We start from the raw sequence: 18,800 nt of genomic DNA, 5'->3' as shown, positions 1-18,800 counted from the left end.
AATTCTCCTCACTGATTCCATCTAGGATTATCTATAATTTCATATTGCCCCTCTAGATCCACAACAAGCTTACGGTAACCTTTTGTCTCGATCGTTCCGTAATCATGACCTGCGTCGGCACGGAATGTAAAGAATGTCACCAATGGTTCTGAGCCCACATTAATACTCCTATGAGCATAACGCGGTGGAACATAAACTGCTTTACCAGGTGAAAACTCTTGAAAATCCCAATCACCCTCTGGGTTCTCCATCAACATTCCTCCTTTTCCACTTAAACAATAATAAACTTCGCCAGTTTCCAAAATCGTATGAAAATGGCCTTTTGTCATATAGTATTCATTTCCTATTTTTCCTGGATAAACGATACTCGTACCGAATAGGAGATTTCCTGACGTCTCCGGTAAGTCGAGCTCATAGAATTCATACACTAAAGGGTCGTCGCTTTGAAGAACGTTTTGAAATGCCTCCGCATCCGAATAAATCCCTTTCATCTTTGAGAGCGGACGCTTTGTTGATTCTTTTGATCTAGATAAGCCTGTTAAAAGATCAAAGTCAAGATTGAATGGCTTCACACTTTTTCTCCTCATATCTTAGTCACCTCAGTTTTTTATTTAAAATCAAGCAAAGTTCTAAAAGCATTTTAAGTTACAAAAAAGAATTACCTAATCTTACTTGATAGCTCTGAAATTTCTTTAATTTGATCCTCAGTTATCTCTATATGAAAGACCTCTGCAATAACTTGTGTCCATCCATGAATGAAATAATTCCAGCCATCTTCTACTTGAAGCCCTTTTTCTTCTTGTTGGGCGATCGCTTGATGCATAAAATCGCGTTCACCACGATAGTTCAGTTCCCAAACTAAACTGTTATTTGGGAAAACACACTTCTTTGTCAATGGGGATCCTGGTCGATCTTTACCTAGACCTGTTGCGTTGATTATTAGAGAATTCGGTTTTAATTTAGAAAGATTAGCATCATTTTGTTCAGGACCTAGTGTTATATAGTATTCAGCCTCAATATTCGGATTGATTTCTTTGATAATTTTTTCAATTTCATCAAGACGTGATTGATTAAGATCAGAAACAACTACTCGAGTCGGAATATTATCCCCATTGTTTGGATCTAACAAGTATGAACAGATTGCAATGGCACTTCCACCTGAGCCCATAATGAAAAGTTCACCTTGATGTTCTTTCCAGTAGTCCTTAGGAATAAACGACTCCATCGCAAGACCACTTGATATTGGATCTTTGGCATAGCCCTCCAATTTGCCATTTAATTTAGAAATGGAGGAGAGTTCTCCAAATATCATTGCATAGGGATCAAAATAATCAAACAGATCCTTCGCTGCATTGTAAAGATCAATCTTATGAGTTGTAACAAGAGCCCCAAGAGAAAGTTCATCATTTTTGATGAATTTCACCACATCTCGATAATCTTGAGGATTTGCGTGAATATCTAAATCTATCCCCTTTAGAACAGCGTTTTTAAGTCCTAATACTTCTGCCCAAAGTGGAAAAAGTTTCATTATTGAAGACTGAGTGGTTGTTACACCAATAAAATACATAGTTGGTTGTATAGCTTTATCTGGTAAGTTCATTTATAATTTTTTCCCCCATTATTAAATCTTCTTTTACTAAAAGCTTTAGATGGATTGATTGTCATCATTTTATGGATCAATTCTTTAGAAACCCCATAGTTCTCAAGTTTAGGTAGGAAACTTAAGGCGAGATAATCTAGACCTAATTCTCCACCGTAACTTTTTAGTCGTTTCCGGGTGGTATCTAAACCAAGTAAGATTTGATCTTCATAGCCTTTTTCAATTAATTTGACAATAACTTCAATTTCTTCCTCATCGGAATGATATTTAAAACGTCCAATTGTATCTAATTCTATATACACACCAGTGCTCGCAACATGAAATAGATAATCGACATTATCCATTTTTCGTTCAAGGTGACAAAGAATGAGCTGATCAGTAGGAAGTCCCAAATCTGTATAAAGTTTAATTTGATCCAATGCTGAACGCCCCATTTCCGTATGACTCATAATAGGGGTTCCGGTTTGAACCGCTGCGATAGCGGCTGCCTTAAAGAGCCTATATACTTTCCCACCTACCCCCTCATAATCGGATGCTGTTTTAATTATCCCTGGTTTTACGTTTATTTGTTCACTCGGCCATCCATTCTCGCCGTCTGTGTACATTCCATTTTGAATTTCATCTATAAATAAGTCTGCTAATTTATCACAGTTTACTGTATGAATCCAATGATCTTCAGAATAAAAAATAAGTTTATGAAAGCCTGTTGAAGCGACAATATGAACGCCTGTTTTTTTAGAAGCGTCATAGAGCCACTTACTATTCCGGCCACTCCCAACCGGTTGAGCCTCTACGATTGTCGTCCCACCTACAGATTTAAATAGCGTCAATTCCTCTACCGTTTTATCAAAATCATCAATTCTAAGAGCAGGATCAATTAATGCAGATTGCCCATCTTTTAAGAATAGATGTTCATGGCTATGGCAAAATCCAATTTCTGATTGATTAATTGGTCCGGTTACCGTGATAATTTTTCCCTCTTCTTCCCCATTATCATGGGAGTTCATTTCTTAACCCCTCCTTCATATCTTCATATTTAATAGATTAACAAGGTTTTGAGTGGAAATCATGACCATTCTTTTGACCGCCTCATGGGTATAAGCTCCGGAATGCGGCGTTAGAAGAAAGTTGGGTAGCCCAATTAATGGATCGCCTTGTTTTGGTGGCTCCGAAGAATAGACATCTTGGGCAGCAAATGCAATTTCCTCATTTACAAGAGCTTCATATAGATCGGATTCAACGACTAACTCACCTCTGGATGTATTTATTAAGACAGCTGTTGATTTCATCAACTTTAGTGTTTCTTTATTTATAAGGCCTTTGGTTTCTTCATTTGCAGGAAGATGAAGTGTCACAAGATCAGAAGTCTCTAACACTAACGAGAGATCATCTTGTTTTTCGATCCCGTACTCCTCAAGAAATCCGCCATCTTTAAAGTAAGGGTCATAGATTGTCACATTCATTCCAATCCCTACAGAGCGTTTGGCAACTTCTCTGCCAATTTGCCCGCCTCCGATGACACCTAACTTTTTCTCCGTTAACTCAAAACCAATTTTCCGATTCCAGCTAAAATCTTTAACATCTCTCACCAATTCAAATAAGTGTCTTGAACAAGCAAACATTAACCCAATGGCGTGTTCAGCGACAGAAACAGCATTTGTACCTACTGCATTTTGAACCTTGATTCCTAACTCCTCTGCTTTTTTTAGGTCGATGTTATCCATACCCACCCCATATTTTGAGATCGCACGCAATGCCTTACACTCAGAAAGTACCTGGCTTGGAAGAGGATCCACGCCTACAATAATACCTACAACATCTTCCTTAGCAGCTTCTATAATCTCAGTTTCAGTCATCGTTCTGCCTAAATTATTTTCAATAATCTCGTAACCTTGTTGTTTCAGAAGTCTATGAGCATCCTCTTTATAATTCTTATAAGACTTTGGTGTAATTAATATTTTCCCCACCATAAGTAACCATTCAACTCCTGACTTTTCCCATTCAATTTATAAAGTTTTTATTGTAATTATGTTATGACATTACGTTTTAAAAAAAACCTAATCCCACAGGTTTTCAATTAAAGTATTTCTTCCAATAACGAAGCTGCTTGACGATCAAGATAAACATGTAAATTTGGGTGAAGCTGTAATAATGACCCTGGAACCATAGGATCAATAAGCCCAGTAAAAGCCTGCTTTAAAATAGATGCTTTTGCCTCACCTTTAGCAATAAACACAATCTTTTTAGCTTTCATCATCGTTCCAATCCCCATTGTAATAGCTTTATAGGGGACCTCAGAGATTGAAGAGAAGTCCTTAGAATTTACTTGCCTTGTTTCTTCTGTTAATTCAACGACATGCGTTTTGGCTTGAAGTGTTGGACTCGGTTCATTAAAACCAATATGCCCATTCAACCCTACACTCAAGACTTGAACGTCTAACTGTCCGGCATTATTTAGCAATTCCTCATATCGTTCAGCTTCTTGTTCCACATCAGTCGCAAGACCATTTGGGATATGAATGCGTTCCTCCGAAAGATCGACTTTTGAAAACAGATGTTCTTGCATGAATGAATAGAAACTCATCTCATCCTGTCTTCCTAAACCTATATATTCGTCTATATTATAAGTGGTAACATTTTTGAAAGAGATAAAATTATTATTGTATAGTTTGACTAAATTCTTGTACAAACCTATTGGGGTATGCCCTGTTGCTAGCCCCAGTTTCAGATGATCATTTTGACGAATCTCCGATGCTAATTCCTCTGCGGAGGATCGGTCAACTTCTTCCTCTGAATTAAATACATTTATATACATAGTTGACGCCACCTCCCCTAAAAATTACTCCATTTCAATAATTACCTTCATAGCTTTATCTTTTTGTTGATCTATAATCTTATAAGCTTCGGCGTAATCCCTAAATTTCACGCGATGGGTGACAAGAGTATCTAATTCAATTAGCCGATCATTTACGAGTTCGATCGCTTTTACATAATCCTCTTCCCGGTACATGGCACTTCCAAGCAGAGATAGTTCATGGTCCTGGATATAGCCCATATTCACCGTACTTAAATCTGCAAAAACTCCTACTACAACAATCGTACTTCCTTTACGCGCATAATTAATGGCTTGATTAATAGTCGGACTAATTCCTATACACTCGAAAATGCAGTCTGCTCGATCCTCACCAAAATTTTTAATAATAGAATCTAGTAAATCTTCATTTTGGGCATTGATTGTACCAATCCCACATTTCCGGGCGACTTCTAATCTATACGGACTCAATTCCGAAATTAGAACAGATTCGGCTCCCATTGCCTTTGCAGTTTGAGAAACTAGATTTCCGATCGGTCCTCCACCTAAAACCAACACCTTTTTCCCGATCATATCGCCGGCACGTCTAACCGCATGGACAGCAACAGCTAATGGTTCAATAAAAGCTCCTTGCTCCCAACTCATATCTTGTGGCAGTGCGAGGGCCTTATTAGCATCGACCACAAAATACTCACTTGCCATACCAGTTGTTTGGAAACCCATGACTTTAAGTTCTTCGCAATCATTATACATTCCATGAGTACATGGATAACATTTCCCGCAAACGACTTGGGGTTGAATGGTTACCTTATCTCCAACCTTTATATGGTTCACATCCGAACCAATCTCAACGACTTCAGCAGATATTTCATGTCCCTGCACAACTGGATAACTCGTATAAGGGTGTTTCCCATGATTAACATGAATATCAGAACCACAAACCCCAATTCGCTGTATCTTAATTTTAATTTGATCTGTTTTTACCTCTGGTACAGGGACATCATTAAATTTAATTTTTCCGGGTTCCATCATAATGGCTTGTAGCATTATTCGTTTCCCTCCCTAATTATCAGTTCCAACTATTAATAAGTTATAATCGCCTTTTTAACAATTTGATGTTTAGAAACTTGTTCAAAGGCCTCTAAAATATTTTCAAATTCAAAGTAATCTGATATAAAATCCTTCAAAACAATTTTACCTTTTCTTATCCATTCTAAGATTTGATCATAAGCTTCACTTTCTTCATGCTTAGAAGGCATTTGTTGAAAGTTTATTTTCCAATTATAAGGTGCCTTACTCCAATCAAGCTGCATTTGATTACCACCAGGAACACCGTAGCAAAGGACTTCTCCTCTGTCACAAATTAACGACATTGCCTGATTAATGATTTCTGTAGACCCTACAGCATCTAGGACGTAATTCACACCATTTTGGAATAACCTTTTAACAGATTGTTCTATATTAACTTCTCTACTGTTAAAGACTGTTGTTGCCCCATTATCACTTAAGAGTTTTTTCTTTTCCTCACTTCTAGCAATACCAATAATTGATTTTATCCCTTTAAGTTGCAATAGTTTCGTAAATGTCAAAGCCACAGGTCCACTCCCAAAAACAACAATACTATCGTTTGCTCCAATCCCAAAATAATTAATGTTACTAAGCACTTCTCTAAGCGTCACAAGCATGGCCGCGTCTACAGGGTCAATATCATCGGGTACAATTTGCTGAGCATAGGCAACTTCAGGAATCTCATCATCTTTATAGCAAGCCTTATCGTTTATGACTCCATATTGGCTAAAGGCACCCCATGCTGAGCCTAATGACCCGTATAATTCTTCATCCGGGTCGTTAAAGGGTAATAAGACAATATCACCAATTTTAAAACTGGTTACTTCTGAACCAACTTCTACAACTTGACCAACACCTTCGTGACCGAGCATAACGGGATAAACATCTTTTGGAAATCCCTTGAACCTTGAATTTATAAGAGTGGAATCAGTCCCACAAATTCCGCAACTTATTGTTTTAACGAGGGCTTGCTTAGAATTAAATCTCGGAACAGGAATTTCTTTAACCTCTAATTGCCCTTGAACGTTTACCACTAAGGTCTTCACTAGATCTCCCCGACCTTTCATATTCAAAATTTACAAATTGTAAATGTATTAAAAATAAAGAGACAGTCATTGATTTTAAAGAGTTTAAACGCCTTTCTCAGACTTACTTGTAAAAATTTGCAATAACACAGCCGCTATGATAATGAATCCTTTAATAATATCCTGTGGATAAGAAGGAACAGCCATTAAATTCATAATATTCCCGATAAGCCCCAAAATTAAGGCCCCGGCAACTGTTTTAAACACAAAACCTTTCCCACCTGCAAGACTTGCACCTCCAATTACACAAGCTGCGATGGCATCTAATTCGTCCCCCGTTCCAATAGTTGCATCTCCAGTTGCTGATCTTGCTGCAATAAAAACACCACCTAGTGCAGCTAACAGGCCAGAAACAGCATAAGTTGACATTATATATCTTTTGGTTCGGATCCCAGCAAGTTGTACAGCAATTGGGTTACTTCCAACTGCAATAACAATTCTGCCCCAACCAGTGTATCTTTGAATAAGCGCAAAGAGAATCGCTAATACTACCGCAATTATAATAATTGGATAAAAGAATTTCGGGTTAACAATATTATCCAACGTGCCAGGGGGGATCATAATAGGTGTTCCTTTTGTTAAGACAAAGGCAAAACCACTTGCAATAGTCATAGTTGCTAAAGAAGCTACAAACCCCTGGAAATTAGCATAAGAAACTAAAGCACCTGTAAATATTCCAAAAATTAATCCTACAATCATAGCAATAAGTATTGCTAGAAGAAAGTTCATGTGGTCATTAGTAATTAAAATTGCTGATATTGTTGCTCCAACTGCCATTACTGACCCTACCGATAAATCGATTCCACCAGTTAGAATGACAAACAGCATCCCAATTGCTACTAAAATTGGCCCTGATTGTTGCAATGCAATGTTCCTAATATTCATAGGCGTTAAAAAGGTATTAGAAAGTAAACTACTAATAACAATTAAAATAAATAATATGATATAAGTATTGTTGTCTATTAATAATTTTTTAGGATTAAATCGTTTGGTTTCTTTAGGTATATGTTTACTAGTTTCAGTTTTTGTATCTCTTAATGGTTCATTTACCATCATTCCTTTAGACCCCCATCGCGAGTTTTATTAAATTATTCTCACTTAACTCCGATTTTTTCACTTCCCCTGCAATAGAGCCTTGACGCATCACAACTGCTCGATCACACATTCCAATAATTTCAGTCATTTCTGAAGAAATCATAATAATCCCTACACCCTCTTCAGCAAGTTTATTTATAACTTTATAAATTTCAGTTTTTGCACCAACGTCTACCCCCCTCGTTGGTTCATCAAAAACAATACATTTACAATCTGCAGAAAGCCATTTAGCAAGTGAAATTTTTTGCTGATTACCTCCACTCAGGCTATTTGTTTTATCCTCCATGGATCCATATTTTGTTGAAATGCTACTTAATAATTTCTCAACATAACCCCGTTCTTTTCTATGATTTATAATATCAAGCTTTTTAATCTTTCTCATTGATGCTAGTGTAGTATTCACTCTTATACTTTGTTCCACCAACAGCCCTTGCCCTTTTCGATCCTCCGGTAACAAACCAAACCCATTTTCTATCGCTTCTTTAGGACTTTTAAAATTTGTCTCTTTTCCTAAATAAATGATTTTTCCTGAATCCTTTTTATCAGCCCCAAAAATTGCTCTCATTGCTTCTGTTCTCCCTGCACCAACTAATCCGCTAAATCCTACTACTTCTCCACTTCTAACAGTAAAACTAACGTTATTGACAGTTGTGCCAACATATAGATTTTCAACTTTTAGGATTTCATCACCTATCTTTGCATTTCTTTTTGGAAAAAGTTGTGTCAGTTGTCTTCCAACCATCTTTGAAACCAGTTCTACTTTGTTAGTCGATGCTGTTGGAACAGTGTCAACATATTTTCCATCTTTGAGCACAGTAATATTATCACTAAGTTCAAATAGTTCTTCCAAACGGTGAGATATATAAATAACACTTACACCTTCAGATTTAAGTTGCTTAATTATCCCGAACAGCTTTTCTATTTCCGAAAAAGTTAAAACTGCAGTAGGTTCATCAAAAACGATAACTTTAGAATTTCTAGCTAAACATTTACAGATCTCAACAATCTGTTGACGAGCAACCGTTAAAGTTTCAACTTTTGCATCTGGGTCTATATCATCAAACCCTAATTTTGATAGTTGCTCTTTAGCTCTCTTCCTAAGATTCTTCCAATTTAATATCATCCCTTTGCTGACCAAATTATCAATAAATATATTCTCAGCAACTGAAAGATCAGGAGCCAGCATAAGTTCTTGATAAATAACCGATACCCCTAAATCCATTGCAATTTTTGGCGATGTTAATTTGACATCTTTCCCATCAATTAGAATATTACCTTTATCATTTTGATAAGCTCCTGCCAATATTTTCATAAGAGTAGATTTACCCGCCCCATTTTCACCTATTAAAGCATGTATCTCCCCCTTTTTAACTTTAAGCGAGACATCTTGCAAGGCCTGAATTCCGCCGAACCTTTTTGATATATTTCTCATTTCAACAACATATTCGTGCCCCATTTTGAGTCCCCCCATTCTACAATTAAACTGTGAGAAATACCTTTTTTTAAAAAAGTCCTCTTTCTTTTAAAAGGAGGACTTTCCATCCAACTACTTTCACTAATTCAATAATAACCAATTCATATATTCATTAAGTAATTAGAATAATTAATTATAAGCTTAATAAATTTGGTGATCTTAGAAACCGTCATTATAGTATTTATTTACATTTGCTTTTGTAACTGCTACTGGTGGAGTTAGAGTTATTTTTGGATAGCTTGACTTACTTTTACCGTCAACTAAGATTTGTTTTGCTATTCCCATTCCGGTACTAGCAACTATTGTCGGACTATTCAATCCAGTACCAAAATATTTACCTTGTTTAATTAAATCATCTGCTTGTTTGGCACCATCAGAAGCTGCAACTAGATCAACACCACTGATCCCTGCATTCTTAAGCGCCGTCATTGCTCCAAATAACATTTGATCATTTTCACCTAACACTGTTGTTAAATCTGGGTTAGCCGTAATTAAGTCCTCTGCGGCTGTTAGACCATCAGCTTCAGTCCAGTTTCCCCAACCTTGACCAAGAACAGAAAAATGGGCGGTTGCGTCTGTTGCTTTTCCTTTTGAAAGTAAAGTGTTATCAAAAGTAGCTGCTTCTTTCCAAGCTTTTGCTTCAGAGACACCAGTCTTTCCTTCAATAATTCCTGCAAAAAGCCCTTCTCTTCTTTCTTTACCCGCGACGTTTCCTTTTGCCCCACTTAATATAACAGCTTTGATCGCCTTATTGGCCATCTTTTTTGCATAGGCTAAACCAACCAAACGCCCATTCTCTTTATTATCGGAGTAAACAGTAGTAACTGTTTTTGCTGAAGGATCAACACCACTATCAAGAGCAATTACTGGAATACCGGCGGCGGCTGCCTGATTGATTTCTGGAACCGCTGCTGAAGGATCGATAGCATCTATGAAAATTAAATCCATTTTTTGAGCAACAAAAGACTCCATGTTTGAGGCTTCAGTTTGAGTACTGCTATTTGCATCCAAAACAGTGACACTCCAACCTTGAGCTTTTGCATCTTTTTTCACCGCATTTACTAATGAAACAAAGTAAGGGGAATTTTGAGTTTTAATTGCAAATCCTATTTTTAATTGTTTATTGCTGGATGTTGATGAATTGCTTGACCCCGTTGAACTACTTGACCCCGATGAATTACTTGATTTGGTACTTGATGAGCCGCATGCAGCTAGTAGTGACATAGCCATTACCATCACTAAGATTAAAGCGAATCCCTTTTTCTTCATAAATACCCTCCTATAATCCCGTTTTTCACTACATTATATTGTAATGACATTACAATGTAATGTGTTAAGTATAATATACTATATGTTGACAGCGGTTTCAATAACCTAATTTTAATTTTGTGATTTTTTTATCTTTTCATATCTAACCTCAAAAACAGATGAACTTCAATTAAATTCGAAGGATATTTTAGTTAATTCAATTAGAGTTTCAATGCTATAATCGTGGTGATCTGACTCCCCAAACCCATATCTAGCGTAAATAAATGGAATCCCCACCTCTCTAGAGGCTTTCTCATCCCCTAGCGTATCCCCAACATAAACCGGTTCTTCTAAATTATTACGTTCAATAACCAAGCGGATATTCTCGGACTTAGATAATCCAGTTCGCCCAGGGTATTCATAGTCTTCAAAAACACCTTCTAGATGATGTGCTCTAATGAAGGTTTGGATATAACCTTCCTGACAATTACTCACTATGAATAGACGGAATTTATTCTTCAATACATTTAATGTCCTAATTAACTCAGGGAATAGGATGCCCCCCTGCTCTTCAATGTAAGGGCATTGTTTCTCACAGCTCTCATTCATTATTTCCATAGCAACTTCCTTTGGAATATTTGGGAATAACTTTCTAGCAATTATTTCGGTTGGAAGACCAAATAATTTTTTGAGCTGATCGGCTGAAACTGGCCGATTCACATTGTATTTATAGGCTACTTCTGACCAAATCTTCGCTGCCTCATTGGTCGTATCCCAAAGCGTTCCATCTAAATCAAAAATAATACTGTCTACCATTGGATAACTCCTCTATTAAAGGGATTGAATTAAATTAATCAAACAATTGTAAATCCACCATCAATAATTAGATCTGTTCCTGTTGCAAAAGATGCCGATTCGGACAATAGGTATATGACAGCACCAGCTAACTCTTCAGGCTTCCCCATACGTTTGAATGGCGTCAATTCTTTCCACAAAGCTCTCCAATCTTCTCTAACAAAAGAGGTGAGCTCAGTGAAAATATAACCTGGACTTATACTGTTAACTCTAATCCCTTTATCAGCCCATTCCACAGCAAGGGACTTAGTAAGTTGAACTACACCAGCCTTTGACGCGTTATAAGACGCTTGTTGTTGAGGATAGTTAACAATAGTTCCAGACATCGATGCTGTATTCACGATCGCCCCATCTTTATTTCGCTCAATTAAATATCGACCAAAGGCTTGCGCAACAAAGAAGATTCCATTTAAGTTAACATCAATAACTTTCCTCCACTCTTCTGGATTCAATTCGACCACCGGTTTCTGAAGCACAATACCCGCATTATTAAATAAGAGATCAAGTTTTCCCATTTCACGATCTGCTTTCTCAATCGCAAGAGCAACTTCTTCTGGTTTTGTGACATCTGCACCGACTGCAAACGTTTTTCTTTGATATTTTTGTCCAATCTCAAAGGCAGTTTCTTCGGCTTTTTCAACTTGTTGATCAATGATAACGATTTCACCACCAACAGCTGCAATGTGCTCCGCCACTGCCTTTCCGATTCCTTGTGCACCACCTGTGATCACTACTACTTTACCTTCAAGCGAAAATAACTTTTTTAACATTTCCATACAGCCAGTCTCCTTTGTTTTTTACTGTTAAATTATTAATTTTATAAGCGAACTTCGGCGTGTTTCCAGATAATCCCACAATCTCGCTTTCGTCAATCAAACGATCAAGCTTCTCCAAATATGCATCAAGTTCAATAATTGTTACAGGTTCACCTGGTTCATAGTTAACCCCCCATATCTTGAGCATGCTCCTGATCATACTCATAGGTCTTTGTATTGTAAAATGGATCCCATAATTCTGACATCGATCGGAATAGCGGATCAAACTTGACCAGCAAATCAAATTGCTAAAATTTTGAGCAGATCGATCTTTGCCTAAGAAACGGTGTCTTGGATTCTCAAACAAATACTTTTCCACCACTCTTCTGGATCTTGTTCCACCCAACCTGGATTAGTAAATTTGTCAAGTCGGATTAGACTGAGTTAAAGCAGTTCCTTGTCTATTAATTGCTACCTTACATGCAGGCGTTCCAATATCAATTCCTAAAAGCACCTCATCCATTTGTTTAATTTCTCTTTAAATCTCTTGGTGTTTTAGATTTTTATTTTGATACCCCTACATTTCTTTAAACACAGACTCTAATGCAAAATAACACTTATTAAAAAGAACCTTTACAGGTTGATAAGCATTCACTGCATTTAAATTTGGAGTTTGAATGCTATTAATTTTAATAAACTTATTAATAACTTCAAAATCTTTAAATAATCCTATACCAACGCCACCTGTTACAGCGGCTCCCATCGAACCAGCTTCTTCAAGCACATTTGGAACCAAAATCTTAGCATTAAAAACATCCGCCATTATTTGTCGCCAAACACCTCCCTTAGCCCCTCCACCGATTACGAGCATTTCCTCAATATCTATTTGTTGGCGAAGAATATCGAGAATAATAGAGAGATTCATCGTAACCCCTTCCAAAACACTTCGCATCAAATCTTTACGATTATTCTCCGATTTGAGCCCAATAAAGGCGCCCTTGGCATCGGAATCCCATCTTGGCGCTCGTTCTCCTAGAAGATAAGGAAGAAAAATAACTCCATTTGAGCCGACTGAACTTTGCTTTATTTGGGCATTCATATAATCATAAGGTGATGCCCTATCTAATTCAGCTTGATGAGTTTCCAATTGGCAGATTTCATTTTTCAACCAGCTAAAAGCTCCCCCAGCCGTTTGCATGGTGCCGTTCGGTGCGTAAAGACCGGGGACCACATGCGCCCAAGTAACCGTTCTCATTTCTTCATCAAAAATAGGCTCCTCAGACGCCGTGGTAATCCAAGCGGACGTTCCCAAACAACAATAGGTTTTCCCCGGACTTATTGAACCGGCACCGACACTAGCCGTGACACCATCTCCGCCTCCAATGACGACCGGTGTTCCGACAGCTAAACCCGTTAATTCTGCAGCTTTTGAGGTTACATTTCCTGCCACAAAAGTAGATGGTTTTAATTCAGGAAGCTTATCTCCATCAATCCCTGCGTATTCTATTATTTCTTCTGACCATTTTAGATTCTTAAGATCAAAGCATCCATTACTATTCCCATCCGAATAATCCGTATAGAAATTTCCAGTTAAACGAAATACAATATAATCTTTGGCATTTAATGATTTATAAGTTTGATTGTAGATTTCTGGTTCATTGTCCCGAATCCACATGAGTTTTTGAATCCCATAAGAAGGTGTATTTCGATGTCCTACAATTTTGTAAAATTTTTTTTGCGAAATATACTCCTCTATTTGTGAAACTTGTTCTTTGGCTCTTTGATCTGCCCAAATAATAGCCCTTCTTAAAGGGTTTCCAGATCGGTCAACGCAAAGACACCCCATCATTTGACCGCTAAAGCTCACAACTGCTATATCTTTGGGATTAATCCCTAATGTGCTAATGAGCCTTCTACTTGTTTTGCAGACAGCTTCCCACCAATCTTCCGCATCTTGCTCTGCCCACGTTCCGTTAAAGTAGTCTGTGCTATAGGATGCCACTTGACTGCCAACCAATTTTCCGTCTTCAGAGAACAATGTCGCTTTATTCCCAGAAGTCCCTAAGTCATGGGCCAAAATGTATTTCTTCATTTTACACCTCCAAATCTTTGACGAAATTTCATACCGTTTATCACTTTCTATTAAAACGTTTACACTCAACTAGAATAAAAAATATCTTCTATGACAATTAAAAATGGCGATACGCTAATAATAATCAATAGGTTAATAGTAAAACCTAAATTGAACATTCAGATAATTTTAGTTAAAAGATTGGAAGAGTTAACGCTCTCCCAATTAACAAAAGTCACTATACAGTGTTTTTTGTCTCTATCTGGTACTGTTTGAGTTGATGATAATTTCAAAGCGATTTCTATCACCACGGTATCTCGCGATTGAGTACTCAACAGGTTCATCCATCTGGTTATAGCCAGTTGAAATGAATCTTTGAATCGCTGATCCTTCAACAACATTAAGATTATCTACGTCATAGTCTTCTGCTTCTACCGCTTCAATAAATCGACGTATTTTGTAAATGTGTGTTTCAGTAGTTGATGCTAATACAGGATATAATGATTCCTTTTCTAAATCATGATCTAAGACAAACTGGCATTTTTTATACGGGAGGTAAGTTTTCGCCATAACAATAGGCTCATCATCCGCAAAACGTCTCCTATGAATAAAAATGACTTTTTCTTTGGGTTTCAACTTAAGCTCTTCAACCACTAATTCAGGAGGATCAATCACCTTGAAATCAAGTAATTCAGTGCTTGGCGTCCGACCCAATTGAGCGATTTGATCATTAAACGAACCTATTGCTTGGATAAAACTTTGATTAATTTTAGGTTTTGAAACAAAGGTTCCCTTACTCTTTATTCGGTACAACCAACCTTCTTGAACAAGTTCAGTTATAGCCTGCCTTACAGTTGTCCGACTAATCTTATATAAATTAATAAGTTCATTTTCAGTTGGAATCATACTACCTACAGGATAATTCCCATTTTTTATTTCAGACAAAATCAGTTCCTTTAATTGAAAATACAATGGAATAGGAACGGATTTATCCAATTTTCCAGCCTCCATAATACTTCCCTCCTTTTTTCTTTCACTTGACATATCTATGTGAAAGTTTTTATGATTAATATACCTTTATTACTTTGTTATTATATAGTAACATAGAACCCAGAGTTGCACAATGGAAAAATGGTCCCATTTAGTACTTTCTCAAGGTCTAGATGTTTACACTACATAACTTGGAAAGCGCTATTTTAACCTAACCACAATGAGGTTAGCATTTATGTAGTCAACAGTTTTGCTTTTTAAAATTGAAATGAGGGGGAAATTTTATGAAATTCGGTACGTATTTTGCATATTGGGAACAGGATTGGAACACTAGCTATTTGAAGTACGTAAAAAAAGTGGCTGATTTAGGATTCGATGTCTTAGAGGTTGGTGCTTCAGGAATCGTCAATATGTCTGATGAAGAACTCCATGCCCTTAGAAAGGAAGCAGAGAAATACAACATCACATTAACTGCTGGGATCGGTCTCCCTAAAGAATATGATGTTTCTTCAAAAGATGAAAACGTACGTCAAAACGGCATTCAATTCATGAAAAAAATCATTCAGGCTTTAAACAAGGCGAATATTCATGCCATTGGTGGGACCATCTATTCCTATTGGCCAGTTGACTATTCATCTCCTATTAATAAAGAGGTTGCTAAACGACAAAGCATTAAAAGTATGAAAGAATTAGCAAATTTTGCTTTAAATTACGATGTCACATTGTTCATTGAAGTGTTAAATCGTTTTGAACAATTTCTACTTAATGATGCCAAAGAAGCTGTTGATTATGTAGAAGAAATCGGCCGTGACAACGTGAAGATCATGCTGGATAGTTTTCACATGAATATTGAGGAGGACCTTTTAGGAGATGCCATTCGCTATACAGGAAAACACTTAGGTCATTTTCATATTGGAGAAGCTAACAGAAAAGTACCCGGAAAGGGACACATGCCTTGGGACGAAATCGGGCAGGCTCTGCGCGATATCGAGTATGATGGCTGTGTTGTAATGGAACCCTTCGTCCGTCCAGGGGGCATTGTTGGTTCGGATATTAAGGTTTGGAGAGACCTGTCAGAAAATGCCGATGAAGCAAAACTAGATTCAGACATTGAAGAATCTCTTATTTTTGTGAAAGAGAAATTTCTTGATATTACGTGTAGGAAATAACTGGTCTGAAAATCAAGTGGAGTGTTCCCCACTGAAAGTTCAAAAAATCAACCTTAGTTCCCCTAGCGTTCCATTGTAAGTATACAACGCTCAACTCTAGGTTTTGTAGTTGGTTTGATAGTTTTAATATCTTAAGAAGAACCGGGCAAACTAAGCCCGGTTCCTTTTTGGTTAGAGATAATCTGATAGTTTATACTTCTGACCATGTATACCTTTATAATACTCAGGATACATTTCTCCATCACACTTTTCGCATACAAACAGAGGCGGAAGAAAGGAATCCTAAAAGATGATGATTTCGTACAATCAAGCACGAGGAAACAATAACCTTCTAAGGGCAATTGGTAACTAACTGTGTGCAATAGCAGCCCCTGCAGCTAGACCTTCCAAATAATATGGTGAGGATGTTAAAAAAAGCCACTTGATAACTAAATAAGTATTGGCAAAGAACTTGAACGCTTCGGCTCCGTTGAACTGGTAAATAGAACATCGATGAAACGCGGGGACGGTTCTTCCGTTTCACTTACTCTCTTCTAGTGTGCAAGTTTAACGGCTCTTCAAATTTCATTTCTTTTAGATAGTTGACATAACTAAGTTCAGTGGGGTAAATCGGACAAAAGTATAGATCTATTGAGGTGAATAAAATATGATAGTTTTCGTGCGGCATCAATCCACTAAGAAAAACCACCTTGATCCTAACAATCAAAGTGGCTCGCTGATTTCTATTCTTTTTATAGATAACGTTTTGCGCCTAAATAACGAGGTCCCCAATAGGAATTGGAAAGACTGTTAATCATAACGCCGTGGCTAGAGGTGGCACTGATGAACTCATTATTGCCAATGTAGATGCCGACGTGAGAAACGGTGCCCGCACCATTGGTCGTAAAGAACACTAAGTCGCCTTTTTGTAATGAGGACACATGGCTTCCACCTGCGTATAGAGAAGCAGAAGTCCGTGAAACGGCAACGCCTTCTTTAGCAAAGACATAATTGACTAAACCGCTGCAATCAAATCCGCTTGGTGTAGAACCGCCATATTTGTATGGCACACCAATGTAACTTTCTGCATCTTTGATGATTTGATCGGCTAAAGGAGTGACCGATTCAGTTTGTGCTTTAACTTCAGGTTGAGTTTGAGTTTGTCCAGATGAAGTAAGCTTGAGGACTTGACCCACTTTAATTAAATCGCTTGAGAGGCCATTCCATGATTTAAGCTGAGAAACGGTTACGCCATACTTTTTCGCAATGACGGATAAGCAATCACCGGATTTTACTTTATAAGTGGTGGCTGTCGAATTAGAAGAAGTGGTCGTTGCTTTAGACGCTGTGGTCGTGGTCGTCGATGTTGTGGTTCCGGTTGAGCTAAGCTTAAGCGTTTGTCCTGGATAGATCACATCACTGGAAAGGCCGTTCAAGCTTTTGAGCTTACTAACGGTTAAGCCATTCGCTTTGGCAATAACGGATAAGCAATCCCCCGACTTTACAGTGTATGTATTGGATGAAGTTGAATTAATGTTAAGAGTTTGTCCAGCATAAATAAGATCACTGGTCAGCTTATTTTGAGATTCGATATCTTTTACACTCACGCCATATTGTTTCGCATAAAGGGACAATGTATCTCCGGACTTTACGGTAATTTCCTGTGCATGGGCCTGTGTTACGCCTAATAGAGTCGTCGATAGAAACGCTGCTGTCGTAAATAGTTTGATAGATTTTTTCATCTGTTCGGATCTCCTTGTTTTGATAAATCTCTCAGTTACCTGACTAGATCCTATTATAAAACAGAGAAAGCGTTTCATGAGATGGAAAAAAAACACATTACAATTGTAATATAAGAATCCCTTGCTACACTAGGAATCCTCTAATCTTTGTTACCAAAATGTAAAATTACGAAGAGACAGCGTTCTCTATTAGACGACACGGTTCGAGGTGATCGCTTTGTTGGATTCAAGAGTATCTTAACAATTCGTGTCGATTTAAGGAAAGATTGGTGTCTTTGAAGAGGGGGGATCGAGCTTCAATTATTCTGTACCTGAACGGCTTACACTTTAATTTTTATAAGATTACTGACGCTTATCTGCGTATTAAAGTCAATCGGCGCGCGACGCCCTCTAAGTAGGGGCATAACCAATCCCATGAGAGATTACGATTCTTATCGCAAAGCTAGATCAAATGGAATGCCTATATGACATCCCATATCGCTTCAGTCATGCCTTGAATTAGAGCTTGCTGTTAGATTTGATGCTAACCGCCAAGGGCTATCAATTGGTAATCGCAGGACGCACAGAGTATAACGCAACAATCTTTTTAAAGATAAAAGCCAAATCCCTCTGGTCTTTATTGAGGAATTTGGCTATGGCTATGATTCCCTGAAAAAGATCCCCTGTGTTTAATGTACACCTCTACTGAACATTAGCGTTGTACTGTGTAACAACTAGATCTATTTATATTCCTTTTTCTTGTAATTATTCAATCCATTTATGAACTTAGTCATAAATTCTGTATTATTTGCAATAAGCAACTTGGTTTGTTTTCTGGCGCGAATAACAGATTGATAGAACCTCCGCTCCCGCGTGAT

17 protein-coding genes are annotated in these 18,800 nt (G+C 37.5%); 1 reads left to right on the top strand and 16 read right to left on the bottom strand.

The genetic code is table 11. The annotated features are described in order from the left end of the window. Positions 1-8 precede the first annotated feature (8 nt). The 15 genes from PU629_RS03085 to PU629_RS03015 all read right to left on the bottom strand — a co-directional run bounded on the left by PU629_RS03085 (position 9) and on the right by PU629_RS03015 (position 15,074). Entirely contained in the window at positions 9-572 is a 564-nt protein-coding gene (locus PU629_RS03085; protein WP_275282807.1) for a glucose-6-phosphate isomerase, read from the bottom strand. An 86-nt stretch (positions 573-658) separates the two neighbouring features. After that, a complete protein-coding gene (locus tag PU629_RS03080; protein ID WP_275282806.1) occupies positions 659-1,600 on the bottom strand; it encodes a shikimate dehydrogenase family protein in 942 nt (313 codons plus the stop codon). After that, positions 1,597-2,607: a phosphotriesterase family protein gene (locus PU629_RS03075; protein WP_275282805.1), complete on the bottom strand. Its 1,011-nt coding sequence runs from the start codon at positions 2,605-2,607 to the stop codon at positions 1,597-1,599. Before PU629_RS03075 ends, PU629_RS03080 begins: the two co-directional genes overlap by 4 nt. A gap of 15 nt (positions 2,608-2,622) precedes the next feature. Continuing rightward, on the bottom strand, positions 2,623-3,570 hold the full coding sequence (locus PU629_RS03070; protein ID WP_275282804.1) for a phosphoglycerate dehydrogenase: 948 nt from the start codon (positions 3,568-3,570) through the stop codon (positions 2,623-2,625). A gap of 107 nt (positions 3,571-3,677) precedes the next feature. Continuing rightward, positions 3,678-4,415 carry a glucosamine-6-phosphate deaminase gene (nagB, locus tag PU629_RS03065; RefSeq protein ID WP_275282803.1) on the bottom strand — a complete coding sequence of 246 codons (738 nt, stop codon included), beginning with the start codon at positions 4,413-4,415 and terminating at the stop codon, positions 3,678-3,680. A 24-nt stretch (positions 4,416-4,439) separates the two neighbouring features. Then, on the bottom strand, positions 4,440-5,459 hold the full coding sequence (locus PU629_RS03060; RefSeq protein WP_275282802.1) for a zinc-dependent alcohol dehydrogenase: 1,020 nt from the start codon (positions 5,457-5,459) through the stop codon (positions 4,440-4,442). 35 nt (positions 5,460-5,494) lie between these two features. Continuing rightward, entirely contained in the window at positions 5,495-6,526 is a 1,032-nt protein-coding gene (locus PU629_RS03055; RefSeq protein ID WP_275282801.1) for a zinc-dependent alcohol dehydrogenase, read from the bottom strand. Between the two features lie 84 nt (positions 6,527-6,610). Beyond that, entirely contained in the window at positions 6,611-7,621 is a 1,011-nt protein-coding gene (locus tag PU629_RS03050; protein WP_275282800.1) for an ABC transporter permease, read from the bottom strand. A gap of 4 nt (positions 7,622-7,625) precedes the next feature. Continuing rightward, positions 7,626-9,116, bottom strand: a complete 1,491-nt coding sequence (locus PU629_RS03045; RefSeq protein ID WP_275282799.1) for a sugar ABC transporter ATP-binding protein — start codon at positions 9,114-9,116, stop codon at positions 7,626-7,628. 177 nt (positions 9,117-9,293) lie between these two features. Beyond that, positions 9,294-10,403, bottom strand: coding sequence for a substrate-binding domain-containing protein (locus PU629_RS03040; RefSeq protein WP_275282798.1), 1,110 nt, complete (start codon positions 10,401-10,403; stop codon positions 9,294-9,296). A 165-nt stretch (positions 10,404-10,568) separates the two neighbouring features. Then, a complete protein-coding gene (locus PU629_RS03035; RefSeq protein ID WP_275282797.1) occupies positions 10,569-11,198 on the bottom strand; it encodes an HAD family hydrolase in 630 nt (209 codons plus the stop codon). 38 nt (positions 11,199-11,236) lie between these two features. Further along, entirely contained in the window at positions 11,237-12,013 is a 777-nt protein-coding gene (locus PU629_RS03030; RefSeq protein ID WP_275282796.1) for a glucose 1-dehydrogenase, read from the bottom strand. After that, the gene (locus tag PU629_RS03025; RefSeq protein WP_275282795.1) at positions 11,982-12,359 is read right to left on the bottom strand and encodes a hypothetical protein; all 378 of its coding nucleotides are present in this window, start codon (positions 12,357-12,359) and stop codon (positions 11,982-11,984) included. The genes PU629_RS03030 and PU629_RS03025 overlap by 32 nt, the downstream gene beginning before the upstream one ends. 210 nt (positions 12,360-12,569) lie before the next feature. Next, positions 12,570-14,084 carry a xylulokinase gene (gene xylB, locus PU629_RS03020; protein WP_275282794.1) on the bottom strand — a complete coding sequence of 505 codons (1,515 nt, stop codon included), beginning with the start codon at positions 14,082-14,084 and terminating at the stop codon, positions 12,570-12,572. A gap of 237 nt (positions 14,085-14,321) precedes the next feature. Beyond that, positions 14,322-15,074 carry a GntR family transcriptional regulator gene (locus PU629_RS03015; protein ID WP_275282793.1) on the bottom strand — a complete coding sequence of 251 codons (753 nt, stop codon included), beginning with the start codon at positions 15,072-15,074 and terminating at the stop codon, positions 14,322-14,324. 263 nt (positions 15,075-15,337) lie between these two features. Here PU629_RS03015 and PU629_RS03010 point away from each other — a divergent pair, with 263 nt between their 5' ends. Then, positions 15,338-16,222, top strand: coding sequence for a D-psicose 3-epimerase (locus tag PU629_RS03010; protein ID WP_275282792.1), 885 nt, complete (start codon positions 15,338-15,340; stop codon positions 16,220-16,222). 731 nt (positions 16,223-16,953) lie between these two features. Here PU629_RS03010 and PU629_RS03005 read toward each other — a convergent pair. Further along, positions 16,954-17,943: a C40 family peptidase gene (locus tag PU629_RS03005; RefSeq protein ID WP_275282791.1), complete on the bottom strand. Its 990-nt coding sequence runs from the start codon at positions 17,941-17,943 to the stop codon at positions 16,954-16,956. Positions 17,944-18,800: the final 857 nt, after the last annotated feature.

This window comes from Pullulanibacillus sp. KACC 23026 (genome assembly GCF_029094525.1).
In the GTDB taxonomy this organism is placed as follows: Bacteria; Bacillota; Bacilli; order Bacillales; family Sporolactobacillaceae; genus KACC-23026.
The sequence above is the reverse complement of the archived record's forward strand: the minus strand, read 5'-3'. Positions and strand labels throughout refer to the sequence as shown.

Excerpts from the sequence above, each read along its gene's own strand:
- PU629_RS03060 (WP_275282802.1), bottom strand. The coding sequence starts at position 5,459 with ATGCTACAAGCCATTATGATGGAACCCGGAAAAATTAAATTTAATGAT.
- PU629_RS03035 (WP_275282797.1), bottom strand. The coding sequence starts at position 11,198 with ATGGTAGACAGTATTATTTTTGATTTAGATGGAACGCTTTGGGATACG.
- xylB (WP_275282794.1), bottom strand. The coding sequence starts at position 14,084 with ATGAAGAAATACATTTTGGCCCATGACTTAGGGACTTCTGGGAATAAA.
- PU629_RS03045 (WP_275282799.1), bottom strand. The coding sequence starts at position 9,116 with ATGGGGCACGAATATGTTGTTGAAATGAGAAATATATCAAAAAGGTTC.
- PU629_RS03050 (WP_275282800.1), bottom strand. The coding sequence starts at position 7,621 with ATGATGGTAAATGAACCATTAAGAGATACAAAAACTGAAACTAGTAAA.
- PU629_RS03040 (WP_275282798.1), bottom strand. The coding sequence starts at position 10,403 with ATGAAGAAAAAGGGATTCGCTTTAATCTTAGTGATGGTAATGGCTATG.
- PU629_RS03010 (WP_275282792.1), top strand. The coding sequence starts at position 15,338 with ATGAAATTCGGTACGTATTTTGCATATTGGGAACAGGATTGGAACACT.
- PU629_RS03070 (WP_275282804.1), bottom strand. The coding sequence starts at position 3,570 with ATGGTGGGGAAAATATTAATTACACCAAAGTCTTATAAGAATTATAAA.
- PU629_RS03015 (WP_275282793.1), bottom strand. The coding sequence starts at position 15,074 with ATGGAGGCTGGAAAATTGGATAAATCCGTTCCTATTCCATTGTATTTT.
- PU629_RS03080 (WP_275282806.1), bottom strand. The coding sequence starts at position 1,600 with ATGAACTTACCAGATAAAGCTATACAACCAACTATGTATTTTATTGGT.
- PU629_RS03005 (WP_275282791.1), bottom strand. The coding sequence starts at position 17,943 with ATGAAAAAATCTATCAAACTATTTACGACAGCAGCGTTTCTATCGACG.
- PU629_RS03075 (WP_275282805.1), bottom strand. The coding sequence starts at position 2,607 with ATGAACTCCCATGATAATGGGGAAGAAGAGGGAAAAATTATCACGGTA.
- nagB (WP_275282803.1), bottom strand. The coding sequence starts at position 4,415 with ATGTATATAAATGTATTTAATTCAGAGGAAGAAGTTGACCGATCCTCC.
- PU629_RS03030 (WP_275282796.1), bottom strand. The coding sequence starts at position 12,013 with ATGGAAATGTTAAAAAAGTTATTTTCGCTTGAAGGTAAAGTAGTAGTG.